This window comes from Vibrio crassostreae 9ZC13, assembly GCF_000272045.2.
Classification (GTDB): domain Bacteria; phylum Pseudomonadota; class Gammaproteobacteria; order Enterobacterales; family Vibrionaceae; genus Vibrio; species Vibrio crassostreae_C.
The window spans coordinates 1201861-1215667 of sequence record NZ_AJYZ02000019.1 but is presented as its reverse complement, the minus strand read 5'-3'; the positions used below and the strand labels follow the sequence as shown (position 1 = coordinate 1215667).

The window sequence follows — 13807 nt, the reverse complement described above, 5'->3', positions numbered from 1 at the left end:
CATTTTCCTTCTTTCCCGGCCACTGTTGCGGTATTGGCTAGCTACGGCTGCGCTTTCTATCTGTTATCTCTCACAGTACAAACCATGTCTTTGGGTGTGGCGTATGCGATTTGGTGTGGGGCAGGGATTGTATTAGTCGCAGCATTGTCTTGGCTGGTCTACGGGCAAAAACTCGATATCTTCGCGATCATCGGTATCGCTTTGATTCTGGCAGGTGTTGTGATTATTAACTTGTTTTCGACGTCGGTGAGTCATTAGGAGGTCTAACTCGTTTCTGCCCCGAAATCATCTAAAGTAAAAGCTCATATATATTCTATTAATATATATTTGCCCTACAAAAAGTTATCTGAACGCGGCTGTTAGAGACATTATACATCCCTACTCAGTCTAATCGGTTATCTGGACTCTTTTCTCAAGTAGGAGCGTTGTTTTAACTTCGCATAGCTGCCGCACTGCGCTTGGTGGCTCATTTTCTCTGCTACATTGTCATGTAGTAGAGAAAAGCGAGCTAGTTTAAACATTGACTTATAACTATAGATATTATGTTTTGAAAAATTAATAGAAAGTTAACTCTTAATTTAACTTTCTTAGAGGTGTATAAATATTTAATTTTCTGTTAAGAACTTACTTGGTGCTAAACCAGTCATTACATCAACGCCATATTTATTTGACAGCCTACCAATAAACAAAGGTTCAATATTGCTCACATGAGATAACAATCCTTTAAGTTGTAGTGTTTCTTCATCAGACAGCAATTCAAGTGTATATTTATGAACAAGAGACGATATGTGTCTTTTCTTTTTTCGGCCAACGGATAATAAATTATTATTGGTTAAAGTTATCCCAGTAATATGTCTATTAAACTTCTTAGATGAAAAAACAGTTTTCTTTGTGTTTACTCTAATTTTAGAACCATATAGTTTTTTTAGCGTATTTTTAACCAACTTGGGCATTTCAAATAGAGTACCTTTAGTATTGGTGCTAAATGCTAGGTCATCAGCGTATCTGGTATAAATTATCCCCATACCCTTGCATTCTTTTTCTATGAGGCTATCAAAGTTATACATAATAACATTTGATATGAATGGTGAGCTTGGGGCGCCAATACTTAATCTTAAAGGACTATTTCTTCTTAACTTCCAGAATAACATCCCTGATATAAACTCGACATTACGATTATCTAGCTCTATACCAAAAGATAGCATTTGCTCTATTAAAATATCTGGTGTTATAGATAAGAAAAAGTTCTTGAAATCCATTTTTAGTAAATATTGGTTATCTTTATGGGCTAAAGCGTTTGATTTGATACCTTTTTGTTTTACATATGCGCTAGCGCTATCATGAATAGGTAGCTTATCCTCCATATAGGTAACTAGCAACCGCTGTAAAAATTTAACTTCTTTTGATGGATGTGCAATTAATCTTCTTTCATCGCTATTTCTTTTAGCAATAGTATATTTTTTGTATCGTCTAGGGGCTGTTGAAGAAAAACTTAGCAACTCTTTTTCTGGCATCAATAAATCTTCGCTAATACTTTTAATAATATTCATTGCGCGTCCTCTAGAGCCTTCTTGATAGTGTTAATTTGTTTTAGAGCAAGTCTTCTCTTTTTAGATGATTCATTATCATCAAGAATAAACGATTTTCTTATCGCCATTTTTATAGAGCTTTCATCTCGTTTAGAGCTATCTTTTGCTCTTCCAAATTTCACTCTTCTGTCTTCATCATTACATGTATAGTAATAGTTAACATTACTATATGTTGTAAACTTAACTAAATTGATTTTTTCTAATAGGAATAACAAACGATGAATTACCTTCTCATTAACATTAATATCAATAGAGGCTAAGGCTAATTCAATTTCAGTGATTTTTATAGGACTTGATATCTGTACTATGTCATGTATAAGAAATGCAATATGGGCAGAGTTTTTAATATAAAACTTTGAAGTCTTGTTAGTGCTTCTTAGTTTATTTTTGATATCACCCGCAATTAAATCAATATGCTCATATTCTTTATGTTCATTGTTTGGCCAAGGGTAAATTAAAACTGATGAAGGGTCTCTTTCACTTAAGCTACTTAACGGACCTAAATAGATGAAAGAGTTCTTTGCTTCAACTTCTGATTGAGGGGCGATCACCAAAAGGCGTTTAGCCAGAGAACTGTTATTGCAAAGCAAACCAAGTTCGACCAAGGAGCCGGGACTTTCTAGACAAATGATGATCAAGGTTGATACTTTTGCAATGTCATCCTCAAATTCCATTAAATCTGAGTACGCACCATCTTTGAAGTAGTCCTTGAAGTCTTCAGCCATAACACAAGATTTTGATAATAAGCGAAATTCATCATCGTCATCATTTAACTCAAAATACTGAATTATACGATCTCTCATGCTAACCGGAACTTGCTGACCCGTATTGTAGTCTCCACCACAGACAAAGACTCTGGGCGGGTGATACATTACGTGAAAATTAGAGGAGTCGAAACGCTCAAATTCTTCGATAAGCGTATCATCATAGTTCATTTGCTAGCGTTTCCCTTGAATTAAAAAACGGCCATGATGGCCGTTTTTAGTTCTCTCTACCTAGAGGATGCGCTGAAGACTTCTCTAACGCTCCTGAGGAACGAAGGATCTTTAGAGAAGTGCTTTAGCGCAACCCTAAATACCTTCAATAAGTTAGTGTCTGGCTAATCGCCCGACAAGGATAAACTGTTGTGCGTTATCCCACGCGTAAAGAGTAAAAAAATTGTACATCACCTAAAAAGCTTATTCAATGTTTTAGCTTGAATAAGTGATAAGTTACATATATTGCTTAATGAATATTTAAATGGTCTTCTTATCACTCATACCACAAAAGAACAAAAAAGAGGACAGTCACATTAAGAAAGCGGTTTTGGACACTTCGTTTAGCGATTTTCCATACTTTTAGTTATCCGTTACATTCTAATTTAGCAAAGTCACTGACAAACTTCTGTCCAAAAACGAGTTTGTCTACCCTTCCACACACCCCAACACTGCGACAAACGCATCCAAATACTTCTCTATAGTTAAATCCGCAGAAACTGGCGGAAGTTCTACGGTAATGCATGGCAGGTTTCTTTCCTGACACCATGTGCCGAATGAGCCTGGGGTTTCGTAATCGACGTCTTCAACGAGCGGCAGGTTGAATTGCTTACCTAGCCAAGTGGTGAGTTCTGATCGATCGGGGTCATCGACCATGGCGAGTGGTTCGTGAAAAGAGATGACGAATTTAGGTTGGCGCTGTTCGATGAGGTTTATGAGCGATTGCACTTCAGGTTCAAGTTGTTCGGCTTGCCCGGTTTTCACTTTTACATCTCTGACTGGTGTGTGGGAGCTCCAGCGATACACGGTGCCGTTTTCTGTCCAGTTTTGAGTTGGGAAGGCGCGGTTCAGATCGACTTGGTTGGCGTTGGCGCGAGTGCCTAATTGATTGCCATCTGGGTTCATCGACAGGATCACATCGTGTCTCAAGTTGGCCGCTGGCAAGCTTCTTAGGGCGCAAGACAAACCTGCGATTGAAGCGGTTTCATCGCCGTGTGTGCCTGCTAAAATCAGCCCGCGAGATTCGCTTTCTACTTGTGCGGGGAAATAGAGCAAAGGCGCACCCAACACCGATTTTCCATATGACAGCGGCTTTATCGAAAACGCAGCTCTTTCCGTTCTTGGAATTAAACTCACCTTAATCTCCTGATTGATCAAGTACTATCAAGTATTCACTATTGGCTATATTAATCATTAACTAAGTCCATTAGATGAACCCCTTTAAATAAACCATAGCGTCAAAACTCGTCAACCGTCGCATTGTTAATTTTATTACTTGCTTCAAAGATAGGCTAGGAGAGCAAACAAACATGGATTTTAAAAAACATTCAACGGCTTTACTCATTTCATCTTTATTGACCCCTTTTATATCAGTGACTGCCGTTGCTGAAACCTTACCTGCCGGTGTTTCACTGGCAAAAGACCAACATTTAGTTCGTGCTAACGATGCAGAAGCAGCGACGCTTGACCCTGCGAAAGCAGAAGGCTTGCCGGAAATGCACATTCTACGTGACCTATTTGAAGGTTTAGTGATTCAAGATCGCGATGGCAATATCACCCCAGGTGTCGCGGAGTCTTGGGAAACCGAAGACAACCAGACGTTTGTATTCCACCTACGTAAAGACGCGCAGTGGTCGAATGGCGATCCGGTGACGGCCGATGATTTCGTGTATGCGATAAGACGCGTGGTAGACCCTAAAACGGCATCGCCAAATGTGTGGTACCTAAAGCTTACTCAAATCAACAATATCGCTGACGTAGCCGAAGGCAAAAAGCCCGTTGAAGAGTTAGGTATCTCTGCAGTCGATAAACACACGGTGAAATTCGAACTCGATAGCAAAGTGCCATACTTTGTGGCGATGACAGGTCACACTTCAATGATGCCCGTTCACAAGGCAACGCTAGAAAACAGCGATAAGCCGTGGAGCGATCCTAAGCAATTTGTTGGTAATGGCGCATTTGTGTTGGACGAGTGGGTGGTGAACGAGCGTATTGAGCTTAAGAAGAACCCGACGTACTGGGACAGTTCAGATACCCACTTAACCGAAGTAACTTATATTCCGTTTGAGAATCAGAATGCCTCGATTAACCGTTATGCGGTGGGCGAGGTCGATATTACTTCGGACGTGCCTACACACATGGCGCAGCAGCTTAAAAGCAAATATCAAGATGCGTTTACCACAGTGCCTCTGTTGTGTACTTACTACTACGCATTCAATACTACGCGACCACCTTTTGATGATGCGCGAGTACGTAAAGCTGTCTCTTATTCTATGATGCGTGACGTTATCACCAATGGTGTGACTCAGGTGGGCAACTTACCGGCTTATACCTTTGCTCATGAGTACACGGCTGGTTTTGATGCGACACAACCTGAATACAGTACTTGGACTCAAAAGGAACGTGATCAAAAAGCAAAAGAGCTGCTGAAAGAAGCGGGCTACGATGCGTCTAACCCGTTGGATTTCAAACTGCTTTACAACACCAGCGAATCGAACAAGTCGATTGCAGTGGCGATTGCATCAATGCTGAAAGGCAACTTAGGCGCACAAGTTGAACTAGAAAACCAAGAGTGGAAGTCTTACTTGGTATCGCGTCGCCAAGGTGATTTTGATGTGATGCGCGCCTCTTGGTGTGGTGACTACAATGAAGCATCAACCTTCTTGAGCCTATTGCGTTCTGGCTCTTCAGGTAACTTTGCTCGCTACAACAATGAAAAGTACGACGCAGCAATGGATAGCGCACTAGCCGCAACCAGCGAACAAGATCGCCAAGGTTTCTACGACCAGGCAGAACAGTTACTGGCAGAAGACATGCCGATCGCGCCAATTTACTACTACATGCAGGCTCGTCTAGTACGACCAAGTGTTGGTGGTTTTGCGAAGAACAATGTAGAAGGGCGTATCTATTCTAAGGATCTCTACATCAAAGAGTAATTGCGTTTGATTCACGCGGCGACACACCGCTAAGAACATGAAATAAAGAAAAGGGACGTTGATCATAAATATCTGATCAACGTCCCTTCGTCATTAATCTGTAACGGTAAGCGCAAAAAACTGAAACCTGATTGAAGTATTTTTCACTTTTATTTCAATCAGGTGAAGCCATGTTACCCCCTCTACGTGCCCTTGTTGCGTTCGAAGCTGTTGCCCGCCTCGGTTCTATTGGCGCTGCTGCGCGCGAGCTTTGTGTTACCCAAGCTGCGGTGAGTCAGCAGCTTAAAAGTTTAGAAACCTTTCTCGATACCACATTGTTTGAGCGAAGCTCCAAAGGCGTAAAGCTGACGTCAGCTGCCCAGCACTATCAACCGATTGTTGCGGGTTCATTAGCACACCTGAAATTACAGACTCAAATCCTCTTCGGGGAAAAAGAAACCGACGTGTTGAGCCTGCGCGTTAATCACACCTTTTGCCATAACTGGCTGCTGCCTCGCTTGCCATCTTTTTATCAAAAATACCCTTTTATCAGGCTCGATATTCAGCTGGTGGACTGGCCATCAACCAACCCTTGTCAGAATGTCGATATTGAACTGACCAATGGCAAGGTCGAAAGCGAAGACACTCATAGTGAGCGACTCTTTCAAGAGCATTGGCAGTTGGTGTGTAGCCCAGACTTTAAAAACCAATATCAAGACTCCTTGGTTGAGCATGATTTTTCTGCTCTGCCGACCGTGCAAGTAAAAGGCTACCGAGAGAACTGGCTGCAATGGTTGAGTCACAACCAATTCGAGATGACCCTACCGAAGGTGTTATTGGAGGTGAGTAATTCTTTGCACGCCTTAGAAGCGGTCAAACATGGCATTGGCGTGTTGTTGGTGCGTTCGCTTGCGGTGTCTGAGCTGTTAGAGAAAAACGATCTGGTTCTGGCGACAGAGTCCTCAATGCCTGCTGAATCTGCCCACTATTTGATTACTAAACACCGACGCAGTGCCAAGGTGAATTTCTTTTGTGATTGGCTTTATCACCAGATGGAAGACGGTGAACTGGAAGAAAGGTTTTCTAATGAGTAGCCATAAAAAAAATGAAGGGCGCTCTTACTAACCTGTCACACAAACCCCTTAATTTAACCGCATACAAATAAGGACGAGGTCACCATGAGTGCTTTCTCAGAACCAATGAAAAACCGCTTAAAGGTACTGCTATTTACTGCACCGTTGTTGGTGCCACTGTTTACTTTTTGGCTCGTACCATTTGGTTATTCGATTTACATCAGCTTCACCGATTGGGATTACATCTCGCCAGATTATTCGTTCATCGGCTTAGAAAATTACGAGTACATGGTTGAGGATTACGAGTTCATCCAAGCGATGCTCAATACGTTTTGGTTCTCTGTGGGTGTGGTGATTCCCACCATTATTCTTGGCCTTGTGTTTGCGATGCTGCTGCACAAAAATTTCAAGGGCAGCCAGTTTTATCGTGCGGTGATCTTCTCTCCTTGGATTACGCCAACGGTAGCAGTTTCGATCGTGTGGTCTTGGGTGTTCGAGACCAAATCGGGCTTGGCAAACCACTTACTGGAGTCGGCAGGGTTTAGCGCGATTCCATGGTTAGAGAACGGAAACACGGCTTTGATTGCGGTGATTATCGTGACGGTGTGGCAGGCGATTGGTTGGACGATGCTGTTCTACATCAGTGCACTCAACAAGATTCCAGAGTCACTGTATGAGGCTTCTTTGATTGATGGCTGCAGCAGCTTAACGCGCTTTTTGAAGATTACGCTTCCACTGATTTCACCAACCACTTTCTTCTTAGTGGTGGTCAACATTATTACGGCAATGCAGGCGTTCGATCAGTTCCAGATCCTAACGCAGGGCGGGCCGGGTGGTGAGACACGTACCTTGCTGTACTTGTTCTACCAACAAGCGTTTGAACGTTACGAAATGGGACCTGCGGCCGCGACATCGTTAGTGATATTCCTGATTACTGGATTGCTGGCACTTATTAATACCTACATCGGCAAGCGCTGGGTGTACTACTAGTCGATTTTTGAAAGGACAGAATTATGACCACGCAAGTATTGGATGCCAATCAAGTATTAAACCAGAGCGCAGCGAAAGCCAAAGTTATAGCACAAACCAAAGCGACCAAATCAGAGGTTGCGTCAAAGAAGATTTCAGTGGATCGCCGTTCGTTCCTCGCACTGGCTAAGCACCTGTTCTTGGCAACGTGCGGAACCATTATGGTGTTCCCGTTCTTGTGGATGTTGTCTGGTTCACTGAAAAGCAACGATGAGATCTTTGCTAACCCACTGGATTTGATTCCAGAGCAATTCCGCTGGGAAACCTTTGTCGAAACCTTTCACAGCGCGCCGTTTGGCTTGTACATCTTCAACAGTTTTAGCGTGGCTTTGTTCACTACGTTTTTGGTGATTGTGAATTCGGCGATGTTTGCATATGCGCTGACTCAGCTGAAGTTTCGCTCAAAGACGGTGCTCTATTTCATCGTGATGGGTTGTTACATGCTGCCGGGCGCGGTGACTTACATTCCGTCTTATATCACCTTAGCAAAACTGGGTTTGTTGGATTCGCACATGGGGCTAGTGGCGTCGAACGCGGCGTCGGTTTTCGGTGTGTTCTATCTACGCCAAGTGTTTATCAAGGTGCACCCGTCGCTGATTGAAGCGGCACGAATTGATGGTGCAGGTGAGCTCAAGATCTTATGGACAATCATCTTACCGCAATGCCGAGCAGCAGTCGCAACACTGTTCCTCATCACTTTTATTACCAATTACAACAGCTACATGTGGCCAAGCCTGGTGATTACGACTCAGGATCTAAATCTGATTGCTACTGGTATTCGTCACTACTTTATTGCCGAAGGTAACTATGGGTTGAACTGGTCGCAAATTATGGCGGCGAGCACCATTGCAGTATTGCCTTTGTTAATTCTATTCGTCATTTGTCAAAAGACGATTCTTTCAGGTATCGCCGATAACGGCGTAAAAGAGTAAACGGAAATGAAACTAAAAACTCTCGCACTAGTGTGTGCTGGCGCAGCAAGCGCGTCTATGTTCTCTAGCAGTGTTCTTGCCGCAACCGAAGTTAACTTTTGGTATTCCGGTGGTACTAAGCCACAGCAAATGATGACTAAGCTCATCGAAGAGTTCAACGCGAGCCAAGATGAGTATGTGGTGAAGCCCGCATTGCAAGGTAACTACACGGAAACCTACCAGAAGCTGCAAGCTGGTTTAGCGTCGAAAACGGCACCTGAACTTGTGCTATTAGATTCAGGTCGTGCGGAAGCGATGCACGGGCGTGGTCTGAGCCGTGACCTAACGCCGTTTATGGATGAAGAGTTCAACTTCTCTGATTTCATTGGCGCGTTTAAAGATCAAGTGACGGCAGACGATGGCACCATCATTGGTCTACCTGCTTACGGTACAACTCAAGTGTTCTACTACAACAAGCAAGTATTGGCAGATAACGGCTTTACCGAGCAAGACCTAAACACATGGCAAGGTGTGGCTAAGGTCGCTGAGAAAGTCACACAGCGTGACGAGAAAGGCAACGTGACTTTCTACGGCTGGGAGCCGATGTGGGGTCAGGGCAACATGATTGACGCGGCTTTCTCTAACGGCGCTAAGATCATCAGTGATGACGGTAAGAAAGTGCTGATTGACTCTCCTGAGTGGGTTGAGGTGTGGGACAGCTTCCGTAAGTGGATCCATGATGATCAAATCATGCGAATTCACTACGGTGGTCAAGGCTGGGAATACTGGTATAAAACCATTGATGACGTGATGAAAGACAACGCACTGGGTTATACAGGTTCATCGGGTGACCAAGGTGACTTGGACTTCACTAAGCTTTCGGCAACCACACAACCGGGTTGGGGCTCAAACCCTTCTGCACCACAAGCGGGTGCGCTGGTTTATGTAATGCCAAAAGGTACAGACGAAGCAGCAGCGAAAGGTGCATTTGAGTTTGTTGAGTTCTACACCAACGCGAAAAACACGGCAGCATGGTCGATGTTTACGGGCTACATCCCTGTGCGCAACAGTGTTTCTGAAGTTCCAGAATACCAAGCGTTCACCAAAGACAACCCACAAGCTCTGATTCCGTTGAAGCAAGCAAACACGGCGACCAAAGATTTCCTTGACCCTACCAACGGTAAGATCATGGATGCGCTGAAAGTAGCTGCGGACCAAATTCAAATCCAAAACGTGCCGGCTGACAAAGCGCTAAAACAAGCGGCTAAAAAAGCACAACGTGCACTAGATCGAGCGAATCGTTCTTAATCTGCAAAGTGGATTAACACTATCTTTGCACGCATCAAGGCCCATCTATTCGGGTGGGCCTCTTTTTGACCCAGTCCTTCAATTAGGACGAATTTGGTGAAGACAATGACCCAATTTCAAGGTGAGCTGCCGTTTGGCAGAGTACGTATCCCCTTTGATGTGCCAACAGGTTCTCACAGCGTAATTATTACCGGCACAACGGTGAAAAAAGGATTCTTGTACGCAGCGGCGTATGATGCCAACCAAGCATTTCGTGGCAAAGTGCTATTTGAAAAGGCGCACAAGTCACTCTCTATCCAACCGAAAAACTCTGGTTTAGGTGCGATTGATGCTGCGATTCCATCAGGTGATTGGTTCTTAGAACTTTACAATCTTGAAGGTGAGTTTCGCACCGAGCGTGCGATGCAGTATCAAGTCGATGTACTTTGCTCTGATGAGGCAGTTAATAGCGATGCTGAGTTAGAACTGACTCCAACGGTGACAAGTGATCACGATATCGAGTTTGATTACAGCCATATGCTGAGTTCTGATTCTCGTTGGTATCGCGGCGATTTACACGCTCACACTCAGCTTTCTGATGGTCACAATACCTTGGCCGCGGCCAAAGATATTGTTGAATCACAAGTGCTCGATTTCTTCTTCTTCACCGAGCACAACATCTGCCAGCCTAAGCTGCCTGTATCAAACCAATGTTTGTTTTTACCAGCGTTAGAAGTCACGACCGATCTCGGGCATTTTAATGTGCATGGCCCGGTTAAGTCTTTAGACCTTAGAGACGTTGAGCACAGCAGCCAAGCGACGATGGAAGCAGGATTGAACTTAGCTAAAAGTGGACACAGTTCCCTTGGCATTAATCACCCGATGATGAAGCCGTGGCATTGGCATTACGATCAAGTGGATCTTAGCCAAGTGTCTACGTTTGAAGTGTGTTGTGACCCAACGTGGTCGACCTCGCCAAAAGCGACCGAAGAGGCGTTATTGGTTCTCAATGAAATGTGGAATTGTGGCCAACGCATTACGGCGATTGGCGGCAGTGATTCACACCTTGAACCCCATGAACGCAATCCAAAATCGGATGAACCTTCTATCTACGGTGACCCATCAACTTTCGTTTACAGCCATGGTTTGAGCGGCGAAGGCATCTTGTCTGGTTTGCGTAATGGGCAGGTTTACCTAGAGCGCCGCTGTGGCCTGAAGTTTGACATCAACTTAGGTGATTTGCTGCCGGGCAACGACTCTCAAGGGCAGGCTCTCACTTATCGTATCGCTGTCACTGATTCAGAAAACCTTTACTACGCTGAGTGCGTGGTGGATGGCGAGATTGTTGAACGAATCGCTCTGAATGATGAGCTGCAAAGTATCCATATTGATGAAGGCTACCGTTGGTGCCGAGTGGATATCCGTCGTGGAGAACTTTCTTCTGCATTAATCAACAGCACTCAATCTGCATGTGACGAACGTGAGTTTGAAGGCTGCATCAATGCCGTATTCGACGGCAAACAACCAGAATTTAACCAACCCCTAGTGCGTACTTGGGGAGAACTAATGGAGCGAATGAGCCGTGATGAAGTTTAAGGCGATGTTATTTGATAAAGACGGCACATTGATAGAGTTCCACAAGATGTGGCTTAACGTTTCTCGTGGTGCTTGTGAGCGTGTGAAATCTTACAGTGACCAGCATCAGGGTAATCAAACTGTCACACCTGCTGAGTTACTCTTGGCTATCGGCGTGGAAGGTGATGTGGTTGATAACTATGGACTATTAGCCTCAAACCCAGTGGAAGATACCGCAACAGCGTGGTTCAACATGCTGCAACCTAATGTCTCGCTCGCTGAGTTCACTAAGGTGACCAAAGCCGCTTTCAATGACGAAGTGGAAGAGAACCCAAGCTGGATTGAAGCACTACCAGGTGTGGCTGAAAAGCTTGGCCTGTTTAAGCAGCAAGGCATGATTTTAGGCATCGCGACCGCAGACACCAAAGACTCAACCATCTACACACTAGAGCAATCGGGTTTGAGCGAGATGTTTGATTATGTCGGTTACTCAGATGGTGATATCGAACCTAAACCAGCGCCAGCACTGCTCAATGCCTTCTGTGAACAATGCGGTATTGAGCCTCATGAGGTGATCATGTTTGGTGACACGGTTTCGGATATGGAATTTGGCCGCAATGCAGGCGCAAGCAATGTCGGTGTTCTGACGGGGACTGCACAACACAGCGAGTTAGAGCCAGTGGCGGATCTGGTTATCGCATCAGTCGCCCATTTTGAGCTCAACCAACTGCAAGAACGTGGCTAAAACGTCCACGACAGATTGCAAAGATAGTATTTAACGAATTGATTTAAGGACAGGTTATGGCTGAAGTCACACTGAGAGGGGTAGAAAAAACCTACCCAAATGGTTTTAAGGCTGTGCACGGTGTCGATCTGAATATTCGCGAAGGTGAGTTCATGGTGTTTGTTGGGCCGTCTGGCTGCGCAAAATCTACGACACTTCGCATGATCGCAGGCCTTGAAGATATCTCAGAAGGCGATGTCTACATTGGCGATAAGCGTGTAAACGAATTGCCACCTAAAGATCGTGGTATCTCGATGGTGTTTCAGAACTACGCGCTTTATCCGCACATGTCGGTGTACGAAAACATGGCTTTTGGCCTGAAGCAACAGAAGCTGCCAAAGCATGAAATCAATGAGCGAATTGAAGATGCAGCCAAGACTCTCGATATCGAACACCTGCTAAATAATAAGCCGGGTGAAATGTCGGGTGGTCAAAGGCAGCGTGTGGCGCTTGGCCGTGCGATGGTGCGTAAGCCAGATGTGTTTTTGTTTGACGAGCCCTTGTCTAACTTGGATGCCAAGCTGCGTGTTTCGACTCGTGTCAGCATTGCACAGCTGCACAATAACCTGAAGCAAGAAGGGCAGAACGCCACCATGATCTATGTGACACACGATCAGGTGGAAGCCATGACCCTTGGCGATCGCATCTGTGTGTTGAATCAAGGTGAGATTATGCAAGTCGATACGCCAATGAACCTTTATCAGTACCCAGCAAACAAGTTTGTCGCAGGCTTTATTGGTTCGCCAGCGATGAATCTTCTCAAGGTGAGATTGGATGAGATTGATGGCGTGATGAACGTGGTCTCTGAAAGTGGGACTCGTTGGACACTGCCACAAGACAAGCAGATTATCGCTCGTGAAAAGATGGGTGAGTGGGTATGGTTTGGTGTTCGTCCAGAGCACATTCAACTGGCTAATCACGATGCGCCGCTGGCGGAAGTGAATACTCAAACGCACAGGCTTGATGTGGTTGAGTCGATGGGTAATGAGCTGTATCTCTACTTTAAACTCGGTGCAGATAAGCTGGTGGCTCGCGTGCCTTTTGATGCGGATCGCACGGCAAACAGTGGTGAAGAAACGGTGCTGCATTTCAACACCAGCCAATGTCACCTGTTCGATTTAGAAACCGAAGAGACGCTCGATCCTAAGAGCTGATTCTGTTGATCCTACGAGTTGTTTTGTAAAAAGAAATCCCCATTCGTTGACTAGACGAATGGGGATTTTAGTTACTAGGGGTAGTTACTTTATCAATAGTGAACATTCACTAATTTATTGATTATTTAGATAACCTTTGGTTTTAAATAATCTTAGGTTTTAGATAGCCACCATAGTCGCGGCTTTCTTCATTGCTTCCTTGGTTGAACACTCAATCACGTTCGCGTTAGCAAAGCGGTGAGCGTCTTTCACTTGAATATCGTGAGCCAAGATAACCAGCTTCGCGTTCGCCACATCTAGGTCGGTGATGCGGTTCTGAATACCGTTTTGACCTTGAGTTTCTACTTTGATTTTCAGACCCGCTGCCGCACCTGCTTTTTCTAGTGCTTTCGCCGCCATGAAGGTGTGTGCAACACCAGAAGGGCAACATGTTACAGCTACGATGTCGTACTCGCCTTCGCCTGCTGCAGGAGCGGCTTGAGCTTGTACTGGCGCTTCAACCATGTCTTCTTCTGT

The 13807-nt window shown here is 44.7% G+C and carries 13 protein-coding genes; 9 read left to right on the top strand and 4 right to left on the bottom strand.

The features are described from left to right. Window positions 1-258 (top strand): DMT family transporter (locus tag A136_RS06580; RefSeq protein WP_017064959.1); only part of this gene is annotated, 258 nt, incomplete at its 5' end. A gap of 347 nt (window positions 259-605) precedes the next feature. On the opposite strand, the gene A136_RS06575 is transcribed toward A136_RS06580, so the two are convergent. The 3 genes from A136_RS06575 to mpaA form a co-directional block, all read right to left on the bottom strand. Beyond that, window positions 606-1550, bottom strand: coding sequence for a retron St85 family RNA-directed DNA polymerase (locus tag A136_RS06575; protein ID WP_017064958.1), 945 nt, complete (start codon window positions 1548-1550; stop codon window positions 606-608). Then, a complete protein-coding gene (locus A136_RS06570) occupies window positions 1547-2524 on the bottom strand; it encodes a retron St85 family effector protein (RefSeq protein WP_017064957.1) in 978 nt (325 codons plus the stop codon). The genes A136_RS06575 and A136_RS06570 overlap by 4 nt, the downstream gene beginning before the upstream one ends. Window positions 2525-2992: 468 nt before the next feature. Further along, entirely contained in the window at window positions 2993-3700 is a 708-nt protein-coding gene (mpaA, locus tag A136_RS06565; RefSeq protein ID WP_069601585.1) for a murein tripeptide amidase MpaA, read from the bottom strand. Between the two features lie 173 nt (window positions 3701-3873). On the opposite strand from mpaA, the gene A136_RS06560 reads away from it, so the two are divergent. The 8 genes from A136_RS06560 (at window position 3874) to A136_RS06525 (ending at window position 13291) form a co-directional block, all read left to right on the top strand. Further along, the gene (locus A136_RS06560) at window positions 3874-5499 is read left to right on the top strand and encodes an ABC transporter substrate-binding protein (protein WP_017064955.1); all 1626 of its coding nucleotides are present in this window, start codon (window positions 3874-3876) and stop codon (window positions 5497-5499) included. A 170-nt stretch (window positions 5500-5669) separates the two neighbouring features. Next, complete coding sequence (locus A136_RS06555; protein ID WP_017064954.1) at window positions 5670-6572, top strand: LysR substrate-binding domain-containing protein; 903 nt, start codon at window positions 5670-5672, stop codon at window positions 6570-6572. 84 nt (window positions 6573-6656) lie between these two features. Further along, window positions 6657-7541: a carbohydrate ABC transporter permease gene (locus A136_RS06550; protein WP_017064953.1), complete on the top strand. Its 885-nt coding sequence runs from the start codon at window positions 6657-6659 to the stop codon at window positions 7539-7541. A gap of 23 nt (window positions 7542-7564) precedes the next feature. After that, window positions 7565-8512 carry a carbohydrate ABC transporter permease gene (locus tag A136_RS06545; RefSeq protein WP_017064952.1) on the top strand — a complete coding sequence of 316 codons (948 nt, stop codon included), beginning with the start codon at window positions 7565-7567 and terminating at the stop codon, window positions 8510-8512. Between the two features lie 6 nt (window positions 8513-8518). Further along, on the top strand, window positions 8519-9799 hold the full coding sequence (locus tag A136_RS06540) for an extracellular solute-binding protein (protein WP_017064951.1): 1281 nt from the start codon (window positions 8519-8521) through the stop codon (window positions 9797-9799). A gap of 105 nt (window positions 9800-9904) precedes the next feature. Then, window positions 9905-11374: a CehA/McbA family metallohydrolase gene (locus A136_RS06535; protein WP_017064950.1), complete on the top strand. Its 1470-nt coding sequence runs from the start codon at window positions 9905-9907 to the stop codon at window positions 11372-11374. Further along, window positions 11364-12098, top strand: coding sequence for an HAD family hydrolase (locus A136_RS06530; protein WP_017064949.1), 735 nt, complete (start codon window positions 11364-11366; stop codon window positions 12096-12098). Before A136_RS06535 ends, A136_RS06530 begins: the two co-directional genes overlap by 11 nt. Before the next feature lie 56 nt (window positions 12099-12154). Continuing rightward, entirely contained in the window at window positions 12155-13291 is a 1137-nt protein-coding gene (locus tag A136_RS06525; RefSeq protein ID WP_017064948.1) for an ABC transporter ATP-binding protein, read from the top strand. A 159-nt stretch (window positions 13292-13450) separates the two neighbouring features. On the opposite strand, the gene A136_RS06520 is transcribed toward A136_RS06525, so the two are convergent. Further along, a partial coding sequence (locus A136_RS06520) for a PTS fructose transporter subunit IIB (RefSeq protein ID WP_032546877.1) occupies window positions 13451-13807 on the bottom strand: 357 nt, incomplete at its 5' end.

Excerpts from the sequence above, each read along its gene's own strand:
- A136_RS06575 (WP_017064958.1), bottom strand. The coding sequence starts at position 1,550 with ATGAATATTATTAAAAGTATTAGCGAAGATTTATTGATGCCAGAAAAA.
- A136_RS06570 (WP_017064957.1), bottom strand. The coding sequence starts at position 2,524 with ATGAACTATGATGATACGCTTATCGAAGAATTTGAGCGTTTCGACTCC.
- A136_RS06560 (WP_017064955.1), top strand. The coding sequence starts at position 3,874 with ATGGATTTTAAAAAACATTCAACGGCTTTACTCATTTCATCTTTATTG.
- A136_RS06555 (WP_017064954.1), top strand. The coding sequence starts at position 5,670 with ATGTTACCCCCTCTACGTGCCCTTGTTGCGTTCGAAGCTGTTGCCCGC.
- A136_RS06550 (WP_017064953.1), top strand. The coding sequence starts at position 6,657 with ATGAGTGCTTTCTCAGAACCAATGAAAAACCGCTTAAAGGTACTGCTA.
- A136_RS06545 (WP_017064952.1), top strand. The coding sequence starts at position 7,565 with ATGACCACGCAAGTATTGGATGCCAATCAAGTATTAAACCAGAGCGCA.
- A136_RS06540 (WP_017064951.1), top strand. The coding sequence starts at position 8,519 with ATGAAACTAAAAACTCTCGCACTAGTGTGTGCTGGCGCAGCAAGCGCG.
- A136_RS06535 (WP_017064950.1), top strand. The coding sequence starts at position 9,905 with ATGACCCAATTTCAAGGTGAGCTGCCGTTTGGCAGAGTACGTATCCCC.
- A136_RS06530 (WP_017064949.1), top strand. The coding sequence starts at position 11,364 with ATGAAGTTTAAGGCGATGTTATTTGATAAAGACGGCACATTGATAGAG.
- A136_RS06525 (WP_017064948.1), top strand. The coding sequence starts at position 12,155 with ATGGCTGAAGTCACACTGAGAGGGGTAGAAAAAACCTACCCAAATGGT.